The 14,864-nt window shown below is 69.1% G+C and carries 18 protein-coding genes; 6 read left to right on the top strand and 12 right to left on the bottom strand.

Annotated elements, in window-relative coordinates:
* Positions 1–118: 118 nt before the first annotated feature.
* Positions 119–424: a DUF4229 domain-containing protein gene (locus ACY34M_RS07615; RefSeq protein ID WP_462716345.1), complete on the bottom strand. Its 306-nt coding sequence runs from the start codon at positions 422–424 to the stop codon at positions 119–121.
* Between the two features lie 101 nt (positions 425–525).
* Complete coding sequence (locus ACY34M_RS07610; protein ID WP_462716346.1) at positions 526–1,104, bottom strand: DoxX family protein; 579 nt, start codon at positions 1,102–1,104, stop codon at positions 526–528.
* A gap of 180 nt (positions 1,105–1,284) precedes the next feature.
* Here ACY34M_RS07610 and ACY34M_RS07605 point away from each other — a divergent pair, with 180 nt between their 5' ends.
* The gene (locus ACY34M_RS07605; protein ID WP_462716347.1) at positions 1,285–1,821 is read left to right on the top strand and encodes an N-acetyltransferase family protein; all 537 of its coding nucleotides are present in this window, start codon (positions 1,285–1,287) and stop codon (positions 1,819–1,821) included.
* Positions 1,822–1,957: 136 nt separating this feature from the next.
* Here ACY34M_RS07605 and mqnE read toward each other — a convergent pair whose 3' ends face one another.
* Positions 1,958–3,121, bottom strand: coding sequence for an aminofutalosine synthase MqnE (mqnE, locus tag ACY34M_RS07600; RefSeq protein ID WP_462716348.1), 1,164 nt, complete (start codon positions 3,119–3,121; stop codon positions 1,958–1,960).
* Between the two features lie 72 nt (positions 3,122–3,193).
* Complete coding sequence (locus tag ACY34M_RS07595) at positions 3,194–3,649, bottom strand: Lrp/AsnC family transcriptional regulator (protein WP_462716349.1); 456 nt, start codon at positions 3,647–3,649, stop codon at positions 3,194–3,196.
* 148 nt (positions 3,650–3,797) lie between these two features.
* On the opposite strand from ACY34M_RS07595, the gene ACY34M_RS07590 reads away from it, so the two are divergent.
* Positions 3,798–3,932 carry a hypothetical protein gene (locus tag ACY34M_RS07590; RefSeq protein ID WP_462716350.1) on the top strand — a complete coding sequence of 45 codons (135 nt, stop codon included), beginning with the start codon at positions 3,798–3,800 and terminating at the stop codon, positions 3,930–3,932.
* Between the two features lie 11 nt (positions 3,933–3,943).
* On the opposite strand, the gene ACY34M_RS07585 is transcribed toward ACY34M_RS07590, so the two are convergent.
* Positions 3,944–4,627 carry a UbiX family flavin prenyltransferase gene (locus ACY34M_RS07585; protein ID WP_462716351.1) on the bottom strand — a complete coding sequence of 228 codons (684 nt, stop codon included), beginning with the start codon at positions 4,625–4,627 and terminating at the stop codon, positions 3,944–3,946.
* Positions 4,628–4,708: 81 nt separating this feature from the next.
* On the opposite strand from ACY34M_RS07585, the gene ACY34M_RS07580 reads away from it, so the two are divergent.
* Positions 4,709–5,329 (top strand): rhomboid family intramembrane serine protease, encoded by a 621-nt coding sequence (locus ACY34M_RS07580; RefSeq protein WP_462716352.1) that lies wholly within the window; start codon positions 4,709–4,711, stop codon positions 5,327–5,329.
* Here the strand turns inward: ACY34M_RS07580 and mqnP are convergent.
* On the bottom strand, positions 5,326–6,231 hold the full coding sequence (gene mqnP, locus ACY34M_RS07575; protein ID WP_462716353.1) for a menaquinone biosynthesis prenyltransferase MqnP: 906 nt from the start codon (positions 6,229–6,231) through the stop codon (positions 5,326–5,328). The two genes, ACY34M_RS07580 and mqnP, sit on opposite strands and share 4 nt — an antisense overlap.
* A complete protein-coding gene (locus ACY34M_RS07570; RefSeq protein WP_462716354.1) occupies positions 6,231–7,688 on the bottom strand; it encodes a menaquinone biosynthesis decarboxylase in 1,458 nt (485 codons plus the stop codon). Before ACY34M_RS07570 ends, mqnP begins: the two co-directional genes overlap by 1 nt.
* An 87-nt stretch (positions 7,689–7,775) precedes the next feature.
* Here ACY34M_RS07570 and ACY34M_RS07565 point away from each other — a divergent pair, with 87 nt between their 5' ends.
* The 3 genes from ACY34M_RS07565 (at position 7,776) to ACY34M_RS07555 (ending at position 9,264) form a co-directional block, all read left to right on the top strand.
* Positions 7,776–8,057: a PLD nuclease N-terminal domain-containing protein gene (locus tag ACY34M_RS07565; protein WP_462716355.1), complete on the top strand. Its 282-nt coding sequence runs from the start codon at positions 7,776–7,778 to the stop codon at positions 8,055–8,057.
* A 5-nt stretch (positions 8,058–8,062) separates the two neighbouring features.
* A complete protein-coding gene (locus ACY34M_RS07560; RefSeq protein ID WP_462716356.1) occupies positions 8,063–8,521 on the top strand; it encodes a nucleoside deaminase in 459 nt (152 codons plus the stop codon).
* Between the two features lie 149 nt (positions 8,522–8,670).
* Complete coding sequence (locus tag ACY34M_RS07555; RefSeq protein WP_462716357.1) at positions 8,671–9,264, top strand: TetR/AcrR family transcriptional regulator; 594 nt, start codon at positions 8,671–8,673, stop codon at positions 9,262–9,264.
* A gap of 57 nt (positions 9,265–9,321) precedes the next feature.
* Here ACY34M_RS07555 and ccsB read toward each other — a convergent pair whose 3' ends face one another.
* The 5 genes from ccsB to ACY34M_RS07530 form a co-directional block, all read right to left on the bottom strand.
* Positions 9,322–10,410 (bottom strand): c-type cytochrome biogenesis protein CcsB, encoded by a 1,089-nt coding sequence (gene ccsB, locus ACY34M_RS07550; RefSeq protein ID WP_462716358.1) that lies wholly within the window; start codon positions 10,408–10,410, stop codon positions 9,322–9,324.
* Complete coding sequence (gene resB / locus ACY34M_RS07545; protein WP_462716359.1) at positions 10,407–12,146, bottom strand: cytochrome c biogenesis protein ResB; 1,740 nt, start codon at positions 12,144–12,146, stop codon at positions 10,407–10,409. Before resB ends, ccsB begins: the two co-directional genes overlap by 4 nt.
* Positions 12,147–12,149: 3 nt before the next feature.
* Positions 12,150–12,914, bottom strand: a complete 765-nt coding sequence (locus tag ACY34M_RS07540; protein WP_462716360.1) for a cytochrome c biogenesis CcdA family protein — start codon at positions 12,912–12,914, stop codon at positions 12,150–12,152.
* Between the two features lie 6 nt (positions 12,915–12,920).
* Entirely contained in the window at positions 12,921–13,541 is a 621-nt protein-coding gene (locus ACY34M_RS07535) for a TlpA family protein disulfide reductase (RefSeq protein WP_462716361.1), read from the bottom strand.
* 66 nt (positions 13,542–13,607) lie between these two features.
* Positions 13,608–14,855: a polysaccharide deacetylase family protein gene (locus ACY34M_RS07530; protein WP_462716362.1), complete on the bottom strand. Its 1,248-nt coding sequence runs from the start codon at positions 14,853–14,855 to the stop codon at positions 13,608–13,610.
* Positions 14,856–14,864: the final 9 nt, after the last annotated feature.

Here is a 14,864-nt window from a genome sequence, read left to right as displayed (position 1 = left end):
TTGGGCAGATGTGGTGCCCGTACGGGCTCAAAGCGGCATTTACCTTGAAAATGCAGGCGACCCCGGCACCTGATCCGGTGCCGGGGTCGTGCTGACTGTGAGGAAGCTTACGCGGGCCCTACGCCTCCTGCGTGTGGGCGCGGGAGCGGGCGGCGTCGTCCGCCTCGTCCTCCATGGAGCGGTTGGCCGCCATGTTCGCCTTGGCGCGGTCCACGCGGGCGACGACCTTCTTGGAGGCGCGGTCGCGCTCGCCGCGCAGCACGACGTAGCTGATGGGGGCGGAGATCACCAGGCCGAGCAGGGCGATCCACAGCCAGTAGGAGCCTCCGATGCCGGCCGGCACGATGCCCGTGGCGACGAGACCCCAGACGACGAGGAAACAGCCCACGAAGATCCCGAGCCGCATCAGCGTGTAGCGGAGCATGTCAATCCACTCTTCCGTTCCGAAATGATGCCCTTACAGGACGAGCGTCCCTCCAGTGAAGCACGGGGAGGGACGCTCGATTTCAGCGGGGGCGCGTGGCGTCAGATCAGCCACCGGTTCTTGCGGACGAGGGGCAGCCGGGCCCACGCTCCGCCGAGGCCGTAGTAACGGCCCGCGCCGGTCGCCGCGGTGATCAGCAGGACGAGGGCGATCATCCAGTGGTCGTCCATGAACGGGTTGCTGTCCGGCCACAGTGTGACGAGCCACATGAAGGCCATCATGAGCGTGCCCGCGACGGCGGCGATCCGCATGCCGATGCCGAGGATCATGGCGAGGCCGATGCCGAGCAGGCCCACCATGAAGAGGGTGTCGAGCCACCAGGTGCCGGCCACGGAGTCAAACATGTGGGCGAAGGGGCCGGTCGTGCCGTGCAGCAGGAAGCCTTCGGTGGGGCTGCCGCCGTTGAGCCAGCTTCCGCCGGAGGGCGTCGCCTTCCCGAAGCCGAAGGTCTTGTCCAGGAAGGCCCACAGGAAGTAGAAGCCGACCAGGACGCGGGACGCGGCGAGGACGGCGCGGGCGGCGGGCGCGCGGACGACGACGTCGTCCTGGCTGCCGGCGTCGCGGCGCAGGGCGCCGGTGGCGTCGTGTCGGGCGGGACTGTCCGATGCGTGGAGAGCCATGACCGTTGCCTTCTTCCTTGCTTCCTTGCGCTTCCGGGTGCTTCCGGGTGCTTCCTGCGGTGCGACCCGCTCGTGAATACATTCACAAGCTACGTCCGGCGCTTAGCCCTCTCCTACGGTCGAAGGTCCCGATATGGACGTCCGAACGTCACGAGGCCACCGCTGGTTACCCTCGGGCTCATGCGCACCACCACTCCCCCGGCCTTCGAACTCGACCCCGCGATCGACCCCGAGCTGCGCGACGGACTGCTCACGCTGTGGTCGGACGTCACGAACGCCGGCGGCGCGGTCGGCTTCGTCCCGCCGGTCACGCCCGACGACATACGCCCCGAACTCGTCAAGCGCCTCGCCGATCTCGCCGAGGGCCGGACCCGGCTCCTCGTGGGCCGCGACGAGGACGGCCGCGTCGCGGCGTCGGCCTTCCTCACGTACAACCAGCACCGCCTGATGAAGCACCATCTGTGGCTCTACACGGTGATGGTCCACCCCGGGCACCAGGGCAAGGGCTACGGCCGCGCCCTGATGACGGCCGCCGCCGACGCGGCCCGCACCTTCGAGGGCATAGAGGCCCTGCGCCTCACGTGCCGCGGGGGCACGGGCGCGGACGCCTTCTACGCGGCGTGCGGCTACAAGGAGGTGGGCCGGGTCCCCGGCGGGATCCGCGTGGCACCGGGCGACGACCGCGACGACGTCCACATGATGCTGCCGCTCACCTGACCCGGGCCCCCGCGACGGGTGATCATTTGGAGCCCCTGCGGCGATTGAGCAGCGGGGTCCGGGGCAGCGCCCCGCGAGCGAGGGAACGGCCACCGCAACGAAAACGGGCCCCGGCGGAACCGGGACCCGTAGAAGATCAAACCCTCATCGGCTGAGGCTCGTCCCGCCGCCCCGGGTCCGCCCCCTCGTACTCCCGGATGATCTCGTACCGGGTGTTCCGCTCGACCGGACGGAACCCGGCGTCGCGGATGAGGTCGAGCAGATCCTCACGGGTCAGCTTGTTCGGCGTCCCGTAGTTGTCCGCGTCGTGCGTGATCTTGTACTCGACGACGGACCCGTCCATGTCGTCCGCTCCGTGCTGGAGCGCGAGCTGCGTGGTGTGCAGTCCGTGCATGACCCAGAAGCACTTCACGTGCGGGACGTTGTCGAACAGGAGCCGGGACACGGCGAAGGTCTTCAGCGCCTCCGCGCCCGTGGCCATCGTCGTCCGCGCCTGCAGCTTATTGCGGACCTTGCCGTCCTTCATGTCGACGAAGTCGTGCTGGTAGCGCAGCGGGATGAAGACCTGGAAGCCGCCGGTCTCGTCCTGCAGTTCGCGCAGCCGCAGCACGTGGTCGACGCGGTGCCGGGGCTCCTCGATGTGCCCGTACAGCATCGTGGACGGGGTCTTGAGGCCCTTCTCGTGCGCGAGCCGGTGGATCCGCGACCAGTCCTCCCAGTGGGTGTCGTGGTCGACGATGTGCTGGCGGATCTCCCAGTCGAAGATCTCGGCGCCGCCGCCGGTGAGCGACTCCAGGCCCGCGTCGATCAGCTCGTCGAGGATCTCGGACGCGCTCAGCCCGGAGATCTTCTCGAAGTGATGGATCTCGGTCGCCGTGAAGGCCTTCAGGCCGACGTCCGGCAGCGCCTCCTTGAGGGCCTTCAGCGAGCGCGGGTAGTAGCGCCACGGAAGGTTCGGGTGCAGGCCGTTGACGATGTGCAGTTCGGTGAGGTTCTCCGACTCCATCGCCTTGGCGAGCTCGACGGCCTCCTCGATGCGCATCGTGTAGGCGTCCTTCTCGCCGGGCTTGCGCTGGAAGGAGCAGTAGGCGCACGACGCGGTGCACACGTTCGTCATGTTCAGATGACGGTTGACGTTGAAGTGCACGACGTCGCCGTTCTTGCGCGTGCGCACCTCGTGGGCGAGGCCGCCGAGCCAGGCCAGGTCGTCCGACTCGTAGAGCGCGATGCCGTCCTCGCGGGACAGCCGCTCACCGTCCCTGACCTTCTGCTCCAGCTCGCGCTTGAGCCTTGCGTCCATGCCCGTACCTCTCCTCGCTCAACGACCGTCCCCACCGTACGCCGTCGCACCGACAAGCCCCGGCTGGGCCCGTCACACCTCGTCGGGGAGCTCTCCCACCCGGTTCTCCCACTTGGTGGAGAGAATGATCGTGGTGCGGGTCCGGGAGACACCCTTCGTGCCGCTCAGCCGTCGGATGGTCCGCTCCAGGCTGTCCACGTCGCCCGCGCGGACCTTCAGCATGTACGAGTCGTCGCCCGCGATGAACCAGCAGTCCTCGATCTCGTGCAGATCGCGCAGGCGGTGCGCCACGTCCTCGTGGTCGGCCGCGTCGGAGAGCGAGATGCCGATGAGGGCGGTGACACCGAGGCCGAGCGAGGCGGAGTCGACGGTGGCGCGGTAGCCGGTGATCACGCCGGCCGCCTCGAGGCGGTTGATGCGGTCCGTGACGCTGGGTCCGGACAGGCCGACGAGCCGGCCCAACTCCGCATACGAGGCGCGGCCGTTCTCGCGCAGGGCCTGGATGAGCTGCCTGTCCACGGCGTCCATAAGGTCCAATGCCTTTCATTATTCAGCGTTGACGCGAGCTTATGTGTACGATCGAAGGCGCGCTAGGGTTTAGCCCCGCAAAATCTAAAGTCCATCCCTCGGATCAGCGAAGATCCATCGGATACCGAACCCCCAGGAGAGTGTCAGCGTGTTCACGATCGAGATGGCGTACGCCCGCATGCGCGAGATGCAGGCCGAGGCCGTTCGTTCGCGTGCCCAGCAGTCCGCCCCCGAGCGCCGCGCGAAGGGCCGGCACGCCGCCCGCCCCGCCAGGAAGCGCTGAGCGGCACCGCGTCACTCCGTATCACGGGAGCCTCCCCCGAGCTCTCCCTCCCAGCGGCGGTACAGCGTGTGCGACACCCCCGCCGCGTCGAGCGTCCGCCCCGCGACGAAGTCCACGAGATCCTGGATGTGCGTCGCCCCCGCGTAGAACGCCGGTGAGGCGGGCAGCACCACGGCGCCCGCCTCGTCGAGCGTCACCAGATGCTTCAGCGTCTGCCCGTTCAGCGGTGTCTCGCGTACGGCGACGATCAGCGGCCGCCGCTCCTTGAGCGTCACGCTCGCCGCACGCTGCAAAAGATCCTTCGAGAGGCCGAGCGCGACGCCCGCCACGCACGCCGTCGACGCGGGCACGACGATCATGCCCTTGACCGCGTACGAGCCGGACGAGGGGCCCGCCGCGAGATCACCGGAGGGCCAGTACCGCACGTCGTCCAGGTCGAGGCCGCCGAACGTGTCCGGCTTCCCGTCGGCGCCGCGCGCCAGCCACTCCCCGAGGTCCTCGCGCCAGTGCGCGTCCCGGAAGGGGATGCCCGTCTCGTCGAGCAGCGTGAGCCGCGAGGCCCGCGAGACCACAAGGTCCACGGACTCGCCGGCCGCGAGCAGCGCGCGCAGCACGGAGGCGGCATACGGGGTACCTGACGCTCCGGAGACCCCGACGACCCAGGGCTTGCGGCTGCTTGCTTCGACGTGCTCCACACCACGAGCCTATCCGGCACCCCGGCGGGGGAACTTGAGCAGGGGCGGTGAGCGTTCTTTCCTCGACGGGCGGGGGCTGGGATGACGTACGACGACGGATCGGGTCGAGCGGCGGTTCGGCGTCGGCCGGCACGTGCCGGGGCGCTGACGGCGGGCAAGGTGATGCTCGCCTGGGTGGCCCTGCTCTGGCTCCTCGAAGTGGTCGACGTGGCCTCGGGCCACGCCCTGGACACCTTCGGCATTCAGCCGCGCGAGGCCTCCGAGCTGGTCGACGTCGTCCCGGCGTCCTTCATCCACTTCGGCTTCGCGCACGTCGCGGCGAACTCGATACCTCTGCTGGTCCTCGGCTTCGTCGCGGCGCTCGGCGGACTGCGCCGCTTCTTCCTGGCCTGCGCCCTGATCGTCGTCGCGGACGGACTCGGGGTGTGGCTGGTGGCCCCGGCGCATACGAACACGGCGGGCGCATCGGGCCTGATATTCGGCCTGTTCGCCTTCGTCGTCCTGTCCGGCTTCGTGGAGCGCCGCCCGCTCGGCATCGTCGTCGGCCTCGTCATCGCCGCGTACTGGGGCACGTCGTTCCTGGCAGGCCTCTCCCCCACGAACGACGGGGTGAGCTGGCAGGGCCACCTGATCGGGCTTGCCGCGGGTGTGGCGGCGGCGTTCGTCTTCCGCCGCCGCCCGTCGCCCCGGGGCGCGTCCTAGACCGTCAGTCCCCGCACCAGCAGGTCCAGCAGCGCGCACACGAAGAGCGCGATGCCGATGAATCCGTTGACCTGGAAGAACGCCCGGTTCAGGCGGGACAGGTCGTGGGGCTTCACGATCGTGTGCTCGTAGAGGAAGGCGCCCGCGACGATCACGAGGCCGACCCAGAAGAACGTGCCGGCGTCGGTGGCCAGCGCGTACCAGACGAACAGGGCCGTGGTGACGAAGTGGCAGGCGCGGGCGCCCCAGATCGCGCCGGGGATGCCGAAGCGGGCCGGGACCGACTTCACGCCGACCTCACGGTCCGTCTCCACGTCCTGGCAGGCGTAGATCAGGTCGAAGCCGCCGATCCAGATGCCGACCGCGAGACCCAGGATGACGGCCGTCCAGGACCACTCGCCGGTGATCGCGATCCACGCGCCGATCGGGCCGATCGCCTGGGCGAGGCCGAGGATCGCCTGCGGGAAGTTCGTGAACCGCTTGCCGTAGGGGTAGACCACCATCGGGATCACCGCGATGGGCGCGAGCGCCAGGCAGAGCGGGTTCAGGAGCGCAGCCGACGCCAGGAAGATCACCAGGGCGATCAGCGCGCCGGTCCACGCCGACTTCACCGACATCGCGCCCGTCACCAGTTCGCGGTGCGCGGTGCGCGGATTGCGGGCGTCGATCTCCCGGTCGATGATCCGGTTCGCCGCCATCGCGAACGTCCGCAGTCCGACCATGCAGATCGTGACCAGGAGCAGCCGGCCCCAGTGGATGTTCTTGTCCCACTCGAACATCGCCGTCAGCGCGGCGATGTAGGCGAAGGGCAGCGCGAACACCGAGTGCTCGATCATGACCAGGCGCAGGAAGGCCTTGGTCCGTCCCGGCTGCTGCGGGATTGCTGCTGAGGCGCTGCTCACTAGAGTCCGTACTCCTTCCAGCGGCGGTCCACGAGGGCCGCCGTACGGGGGTCGGAGACGACCATCTCGGGCCAGCCTCCGTCCCGCGTGTAGCCCTCCTCGGGCCACTTCTTCGTCGCGTCGATGCCCGCCTTGCCGCCCCAGAACTGCTGGTACGAGGCGTGGTCGAGGTGGTCGACGGGGCCTTCGGCCACGGTCAGGTCGCGGGCGTAGTCCGTGTTCCCGAGCGCTCGCCACGAGACTTCATGAAGATCATGTACGTCGCAATCCGAGTCGACGACGACGATCAGCTTGGTCAGCGACATCATGTGCGCGCCCCAGATCGCGCTCATCACCTTCTGGGCGTGCTTCGGGTACTTCTTGTCGATCGAGACGATCGCGCAGTTGTGGAAGCCGCCGGACTCGGGCAGGTGGTAGTCCACGATGTCCGGGACGATCACCTTGAGCAGCGGCAGGAAGAAGCGCTCCGTGGCGCGGCCCAGCGGCCCGTCCTCCGTCGGCGGGCGGCCCACGACGATCGACTGGAGCAGTGGTCGCTTGCGCATCGTCACGCAGTCGATCGTCAGCGCCGGGAAGGGTTCCTGCGGCGTGTAGAAACCGGTGTGGTCGCCGAAGGGCCCCTCGGGGAGCATCTCGCCGGGCTCCAGCCAGCCCTCGATGACGACTTCCGCGTTGGCCGGGACCTGCAGCGGCACCGTCTTGCAGTCGACCATCTCGACGCGCTTGCCCTGGATGAACCCGGCGAGCATGTACTCGTCCATGTCGCCGGGCAGCGGCGCCGTCGACGCGTACGTGACGGCCGGCGGGCAGCCGAAGGCGATCGCGACGGGCAGCTTCTCGCCGCGCTTGGCGGCCACCTGGTAGTGGTTGCGGCTGTCCTTGTGGATCTGCCAGTGCATCCCGATGGTGCGCTTGTCGTGGCGCTGGAGGCGGTAGAGCCCGAGGTTGCGGACGCCCGTCTCGGGGTCCTTGGTGTGGGTGAGCCCCAGGTTGAAGAAGGAGCCGCCGTCCTCGGGCCAGGTGAACAGCGCGGGCAGCTTGTCGAGGTCGACGTCCTCGCCCCGCAGCACCACCTCCTGCACGGGGGCGGCGTCCGACTTCACCTTCTTCGGCGGTACGTGCGTCATCGCGCCGAGCTTGCCGAACGCCTCGCGGATGCCGACGAACCCGTGCGGCAGCTCCGGCTTCAGCAGCCCGCCGATCTTGTCGCTGATGTCGTCGTACGACTTGAGCCCGAGCGCCTTGAGGAGTCGCCGGTCGGTGCCGTACACGTTCATCGCGAGGGGCATCGACGCGCCCTTCACGTTCTCGAAGAGGAGGGCGGGGCCGCCGGCCTTGTTCACCCGGTCGACGATCTCACCGACCTCCAAGTACGGGTCGACCTCGGCCTTGATGCGCTTCAGGTCGCCCTCGCGCTCCAGAGCCCTGAGCAGGGAGCGAAGATCGTCGTAAGCCATGCGTTCCAGTATCCGGCACGGGCTACGCTGGCCAGGTCACCGGGGGCCCGATGTGCCCCGTTCCGCTCCTTGGGGGATCGCGACACCATGCTGCGCTACTTGCCGTTCCTGCTGGTCCTGGCGCTCTGGATCTACGCGTTCATCGACTGCCTGAACACGCCGGAGAAAGAGGTGCGCAAGCTGCCCAAGCTGGCCTGGGTCTTCATCATCCTGCTGTTCGGCGAGGTGCTCCTCGGTCCGATCGCCTGGCTGGCGGTGGGCAGGCCGCGCCGCGCTCCCGCGGGCGGTGGCGGCACCCGCTTCGTCGCGCCCGACGACAACCCCGAGTTCCTGCGGTCCCTGAGGGACGACGACAAAAAGGACGAATAAGCACCATGGATCCCGACCTCGCCCGCACCTGGCTCGCCACCGCCGTCGAGGAGGCGAGGGCCGGCCTCGCCGAGGGCGGCATCCCGATCGGCGCCGCCCTCTACTCCGCCGACGGCCAGGTGCTCGGCCGCGGCCACAACCGGCGCGTGCAGGACGCCGACCCGTCCGTGCACGGGGAGACCGACGCCTTCCGCAGGGCCGGCCGGCAGCGCACGTACCAGGGCACCACGATGGTGACCACGCTCAGCCCCTGCTGGTACTGCTCGGGCCTGGTGCGGCAGTTCGGCATCTCACGGGTCGTCATCGGCGAGGCGCGCACCTTCCACGGCGGACACGACTGGCTCGCCGAGCACGGCGTCGAGATCGTGCTGCTCGACGACGCCGAGTGCTTCGGCCTCATGGAGGAGTTCGTCGCGGCGAGGCCCGACCTGTGGCACGAAGACATCGGGGACATCGGCGAATGAACCGCCGGGGTCGTCGAGCGGTCCCCCGTGCCGCTCGACGACCCCCAGGCGGAGATCAGTGTGGCTCAGCACCCTACTGAACTGGAGTGAATTTCTAGAAATTCACTATAGAAACACAGGTGGGAGAGTGCCCTACGCTGGTGGTCGACATGAGCCCCAAACAACTGCGTGGTGCCGAGACCGTCGACCGACTCCTCGACGCCGCGCTGCGCGTGTACGCGGACGCGGGCGAACAGGGCGTCACCGTCAGCTCCCTGACGGGCGCGAGCGGGGCCAGCCCGGGCAGCCTCTACCACCACTTCGGCAGCGTCGACGGGCTGATGCGGGAGCTGCTGCTGCGCTGGCTCGGCCGGCTCCTCGAAGAGCTCACCGCGGCCCTGGAGCGCTCGCGCACGCCGCACACCGGCATCCGCGCGCTCGTCGAGACGTACCTCGGCTTCATCGAGCAACACCCGGACGCCGCCCGCCTCTTGCACTCCTCGTATGCCGACCGGCTCACGATGGAACAGGCGCAGCAGCTGCGCGACACCCAGGAGGCGCGGCTCTCACCGCTGGCCGCGTGGCTGCAGGTGCACATCGAGTCCGGCGCGATCGCACCGCTGTCCGCGCCGCTCATCGAGGCCCTGGTCCTCGGCCCGGTCATCGGCACCGCGCGCGGCTGGCTCGCCGGAGCCCGCGACGTCGACCTCGACGAGGCAAGGCGCGTCCTGCCCGACCGGATCTGGCGCTCCCTGGAGCCCTGACCCACGCGAAAGGCCGGCCCCGAGGGACCGGCCTTCCACCACAGCGGTGACGGGGAACTACACCCCGGCGTACGAGTGCTTGCCCGTGACGAAGATGTTCACGCCGTAGTAGTTGAAGATCCAGCAGCCGAACGCGATCAGCGCCAGGTAGGCGGCCTTGCGGCCCTTCCAGCCGGCCGTCGCGCGGGCGTGCAGGTACGCGGCGTAGGCGACCCAGGTGATGAACGACCAGGTCTCCTTGGGGTCCCAACCCCAGTAGCGGCCCCAGGCGTCGCCCGCCCAGATGGCGCCCGCGATGATCGTGAACGTCCACAGCGGGAAGACGGCCGCGTTCACGCGGTAGGAGAACTTGTCGAGGGACTGCGAGGCAGGCAGCCGCTCCATGACGGAGGTCGCGAACCGGCCGGGCTGGCCGCCCGCCGCCAGCTTGCTCTCGTAGCTGTCCTTGAAGAGGTACAGGAGCGTGCCGACCGCGCCGACGTAGAAGACCGCGCCGCAGAAGATCGCCGTCGAGACGTGGATGTACAGCCAGTACGAGTGCAGCGCGGGCACCAGCTGGTCGCTGGACGTGTACAGGACGGTGGTGGCGAGACCGAGGTCGAGCAGGACCGTGATGACCAGCGGCAGGCCGAGCCAGCGCACGTTCTTCTTCAGCGCCAGCAGCACGAGGTAGATGCCGACGGCGACGGTGGAGAAGGTGATGCTGAACTCGTACATGTTGCCCCACGGGGCCCGCTCCACCGAGAGCGCGCGCGTGAGCACGCCGCCGAACTCGATGATGAAGGCGAGGGCCGTGAGGGAGATCGCGATCCGGCCGTACAGGTCGCCCTGCTCGTCACCGGCGGCGGCGCCCGGACCGTCCGGCACGTCGCGCGCGCCGGCCGCGGCCCGCGTGACGACCTTCGGCCGCTCCATGACGGCCGTGCCGCCCTTCTGCTTGACCGTGACGGCGGGCGCCGCGGCGCCCGGCTTCTCCTCGGCCTTGCCGGTCAGCGCGGCGGCGGTTCGGCCGACCTTGCTGCGGCTGCCGAAGATCCACTCGGCCATGTTCGCGAAGAACGCCAGCAGGTACACGGCCATCGACGAGTAGATGAGGACGTTGCTGGTGTGAGCCAGGTTCTCGTTGACTGCGGCGGCGAGATTCACTTCTCAGCCCCTTCGGCGGCAGGAACAGCAGTGGTGGTTGCGGAGGATTCGGTGGAGTCGGAGGTGTCCGGGTCCGGGTCGGGTGCGCTCGGCACCTCGGAGTGCAGCTGGTCGACCAGGGAGCCCAGCTCCTCCGGCAGCTTCGCGGACTCGCTGCGGCCGAGGCCGACGAGCTCGACGACGGTCACCCCGTCGGGACCCTCGACCGCGCGCACCCAGACGCGGCGGCGCTGGATGAACAGGGAGCCGGCCAGACCGCCGATCGCGGCGATCGCGCCGCCCAGGGCCCAGATGTCACCGGGCTGGTGGGAGATCTGGAAGGTGACCCATTCCTTCATGTCCTTGTCGAACGTGATGGAGCCCGCCCCGTTCGGCAGCTTCATCGTCTCGCCGGGCAGCAGCCGCTGCTTGAGCGCCTTGCCCTTGGAGTCCTTGAAGGCCTTCATGTGCGAGGTGTCCAGCTGGTACACGTTCTGCGGAAGGCCGGCGTCCACGCCGAGGTCGCCGTGCGTCGCGTTGAGCGCGAGGACGGGGAAGTCGAGCGCGGGGAACTGGGAGAGCATCGTGCCCTTGCCCGCGCCCGCGAACGTCGGCACGAACCAGGCGGCGAAGCCCAGCTGCTCCTTCTTGCCCTTGGCGTCGCGGTAGCCGTCCATCACCTTGATGGCGCCCTGCGAGGAGATGTTGGAGTCGATCGGCAGCATCGGCACGGTCTGCTTGGAGACGACCTTGCCCTTGCCGTCGCGGACCGTGACGGGGACCGCGTAGCCGTGACCGTTGAGGAAGATCTTGGTGCCGTCGATGTCCAGCGGGTGGTTGGACTCGATCTTGCCCTGCTTCGTCTTGTCGCCCGAGCCCTCGGTGTAGCTGACGTTCGCGCGGAACGTACGCGGGGTCCCCTTCTCGGGTCCCGAGCGCTCGTACGTCGCCGTGAACTTGTCGAGCGTGAAGCTGAACGGCGACAGGTCGCGGTCGCTGTCGAAGAGGTTGCCGGACTTGAAGTCGTCGTACTGGGTGAGCGTGTTGGCGAAGCCGTCGCCCTCGACGACGAGCTTGCCGCCCTCGAACTTGAACAGCTGCCCCCAGGCGAAGGCGACCAGCATCACGATCAGCGCGATGTGGAAGACGAGGTTGCCGACCTCGCGCAGATAGCCCTTCTCGGCTGCGACCGCGCTCCCGGCGACGTGCGCGCGGAAGCGGCGCTTCTTCAGCATCGCGAGGGCGGCGGTGCGCACCTGCTCCGGGTCCGCCTCGGTGCGCCACGTCGCGTACGCGGGCAGCCGGGTCAGCCGCTTGGGCGCGCCCGGCGGACGGCCACGCAGCTGCCCGACGAACTGCCAGGTGCGCGGCACGATGCAGCCGATGAGGGAGATGAACAGCAGCAGGTAGATCGCGGAGAACCACACCGAGCCGTAGACGTGGAAGAAGCCGATCTTGTCGTAGATCGGCGCCAGCGTCTCGTGCGCCTTGCGGAAGGTGTCGACCTTGGTCGGGTCGGTGCCCTCCTGCGGGATCAGCGAACCGGGGATGGCGCCGAGCGAGAGCAGGAACAGCAGGATCAGGGCGACCCGCATCGAGGTGAGCTGCCGCCAGAACCAGCGGACCCAGCCGATGACGCCGAGCTTGGGCAGGTTGGGCGCACGGTCCTCCTGAGGGGCCGTGCTCAGCTGGGACGCGGCTTCGAGGTCAGTGGCGTCGCCGCCACCGCTCTGCACGTCGTCGGTCGTCTTGCTCATGGATCAGATTCCCACCTGGAAGCCGGTGGACCAGGTCCGCATCTGCCCGACAAGGGCGTCCCACGCGCCCGTGAGCAGAAGAACTCCGGTCAGGATCATCATGATGCCGCCGATGCGCATCACCCACGTGTAGTGCTGCTTGACCCAGCCGAACGCGCCGAGCGCCTTGCGGAAGGCGATCGCGGCGAGCACGAACGGCACGCCGAGGCCGAGGCAGTACGCGATGGTCAGTATGGCCCCGCGGCCGGCGGTGCTCTGCACCGAGGAGAGGCCGATCACGGAGGCGAGGGTCGGGCCGATGCACGGGGTCCAGCCGATGCCGAACAGTGCGCCGAGGACCGGGGCGCCGGCCAGACCGGCGGCGGGCTTCCGGTGGAAGCGGAACTCCCGCTGCGTCATCCAGGGCATGAACCCCATGAAGAAGACGCCCATCAGGATCATGAGGCCGCCGAGCACCTTGCTCAGCACCCCCTGGTACTCCTGGAGCGTCTGGCCGAAGAAGCCGAACAGCGCGCCGCCGGAGACGAAGACGGCGGTGAAGCCGAGGACGAACAGGCTGGCGCCCGCCGCCATCCGGCCCCGCCGCTGCTCCATCAGGTCGGTGCCGGTGATACCGGTCACGTACGACAGATAGCCGGGGACGAGCGGCAGCACGCACGGCGAGAAGAACGAGACGAGGCCGCCGAGCAGGGCGACCGGTACGGCCAGGAGCAGGGCGCCGTCGGTGACGGTGTCACCGGCGGCGAGCGTGACGAGAGAGGCGCTCACCGTCGCTCACTTCTCCGCGACGACCGGCGCGACCATCTTGCGCAGGGCCTTCTCGCTGAGCGGCTTGAGCGAGCGCGCGGCGATCTTCCCCTCGCGGTCGACGACGATCGTCGAGGGGATGGCCTGCGGGTTCAGCGTGCCCTTCTCGAACTTGAGGAGCAGTCGGCCCGTCGGGTCGTAGAAGCTCGGGTACGGGACCCCGTAGCTCTCCTCGAACTTCTTCGCCGGGTCGGTGCTGGTGTCGCGGGTGTTGATGCCGAGGAACTGGACGCCCTGCTTCTCGGTGTCCTTGGCGACCTTCACGAAGTTCGGCGCCTCGGCGCGGCAGGGCGGGCACCAGGAGCCCCAGACGTTGAGGACGACGACCTTGCCCTTGTAGTCGGACATGTCGATCTTCTTGCCCTCGAGGTCCTTGCCCGTCAGGGCGGGGGCGTTGTGCCGCTCGCCCTTCTTGACGGTGGCGATGCCGCCGGACCCGGTCACAAAGTTCGTGTTGTTGCCGCCGCCGGACGTACCGCCGGAGCCGCACGCCGTCAGCGCGAGGGCCGCCACGGCGGCTCCTACGGTCAGCTGGGCGGCGCGGCGCTTCGTCGCGGAGACGTGGGGAACGCGGAAGGCGGCACTCATGTGAAAAGTTTCGCATGTCTGTTTAGGGGATCTTCCGCACCCCCCTCACGCCGGGAAAAGCCCACTTCAGGAGGGGTTTGCGGGGTGTTGCGCACGGAACTTCCGCCAGCCGTCGGCAGGCCGCTGTCCCACGTCGAGCGTACGCAGTGCGGCAAGCACCTTCGGGTCCTGCGCGTCGAGCCAGTCGACGAACTGCCGGAACGAGACGAGCCGCACGTCACGGTGTTTCTCGGCGGTCGCCGCGATGTGCTTCAACGCCTCCTCCACGGCGTCCATGTAGATGCCGCCGTTCCACTCCTCGAAGTGGTTGCCGATGAAGAACGGCGCCCGGTTCGTCTCGTATGCCCGCTTGAATCCCTGGATGTACGCCTGCGCCGACTGCTCGCGCCAGCCCGGATGGTTGGCGGCGGGCGCGCGCGTGGAGTTGAGGGACTGGTTGGCCAGCATGTTGTAGTCCATCGACAGCACCTCGAAGGAACGGCCGGGGAACGGGACGGCCTGCAGCGGCAGGTCCCACACCCCGAGCCGCTTCTCCGGCCAGCGCTGCCGGCCGCCGGGCGAGGAGGCGTCGTAGCGCCAGCCGAGCTCGCGGGCGGTGGGCAGCAGGTTCTCCTGGCCGAGCAGGCACGGGGTGCGCCCGCCGACCAGCTCCTTGTCGTAGTCGAAGGGCAGCGGGGGAAGTTCGGTCCAGCCCGTGTTCGTGCGCCACCGCTGCACGAACGACGTGGCCTGGTCGATCTCGTCGCGCCACTGCGCGGGCGTCCAGCCAGCGACCGAGCCCGTTCCCGCACAGAAGTGCCCGTTGAAGTGCGTGCCGATCTCGTGCCCTTCGAGCCAGGCCCTGCGGACGTACTTCAAGGTGTCCTTGATGTGGGCGTCCGTCAGATAGCCGATGTCGGAGGCGCCGACCGGGTTGTTCGGCGGGCGGTAGAGCCGCTTCTTCGACTCGGGCAGGAGATAGAGCCCGGACAGGAAGAACGTCATGTGCGCGCCGTGGTCCTCGGCGAGCTTCAGGAAGCGCGGGAAGAGGCCGTTGCCCACCTCGCCCGCGCCGTCCCAGGAGAAGACGACGAACTGCGGCGGCTTCTGGCCCGGTTCGAGGCGCTCGGGCGCCGCGGGCTGCCGCGGCTGCCTTCCGGTGTGCGCCGTCGAACCGTCCCCGATGGGCCGGACCCGCGCCCGGCCCGCCGAGCCCGGCCTGCCGTGCCGCTCCGTCGTCACCGTCGCGCCGCCCGCACCGCACCCGGCGAGCAGCGCGCCGCTCGCCGCGCCCGCACCGAGCCCGAGCAGCCCCCTGCGACTCACGTCCCGCATCGTGTCGTC

It is taken from the genome of Streptomyces sp. EDA2-14 (assembly GCF_054963755.1).
This window is presented reverse-complemented; position numbering and strand designations above follow the sequence as displayed.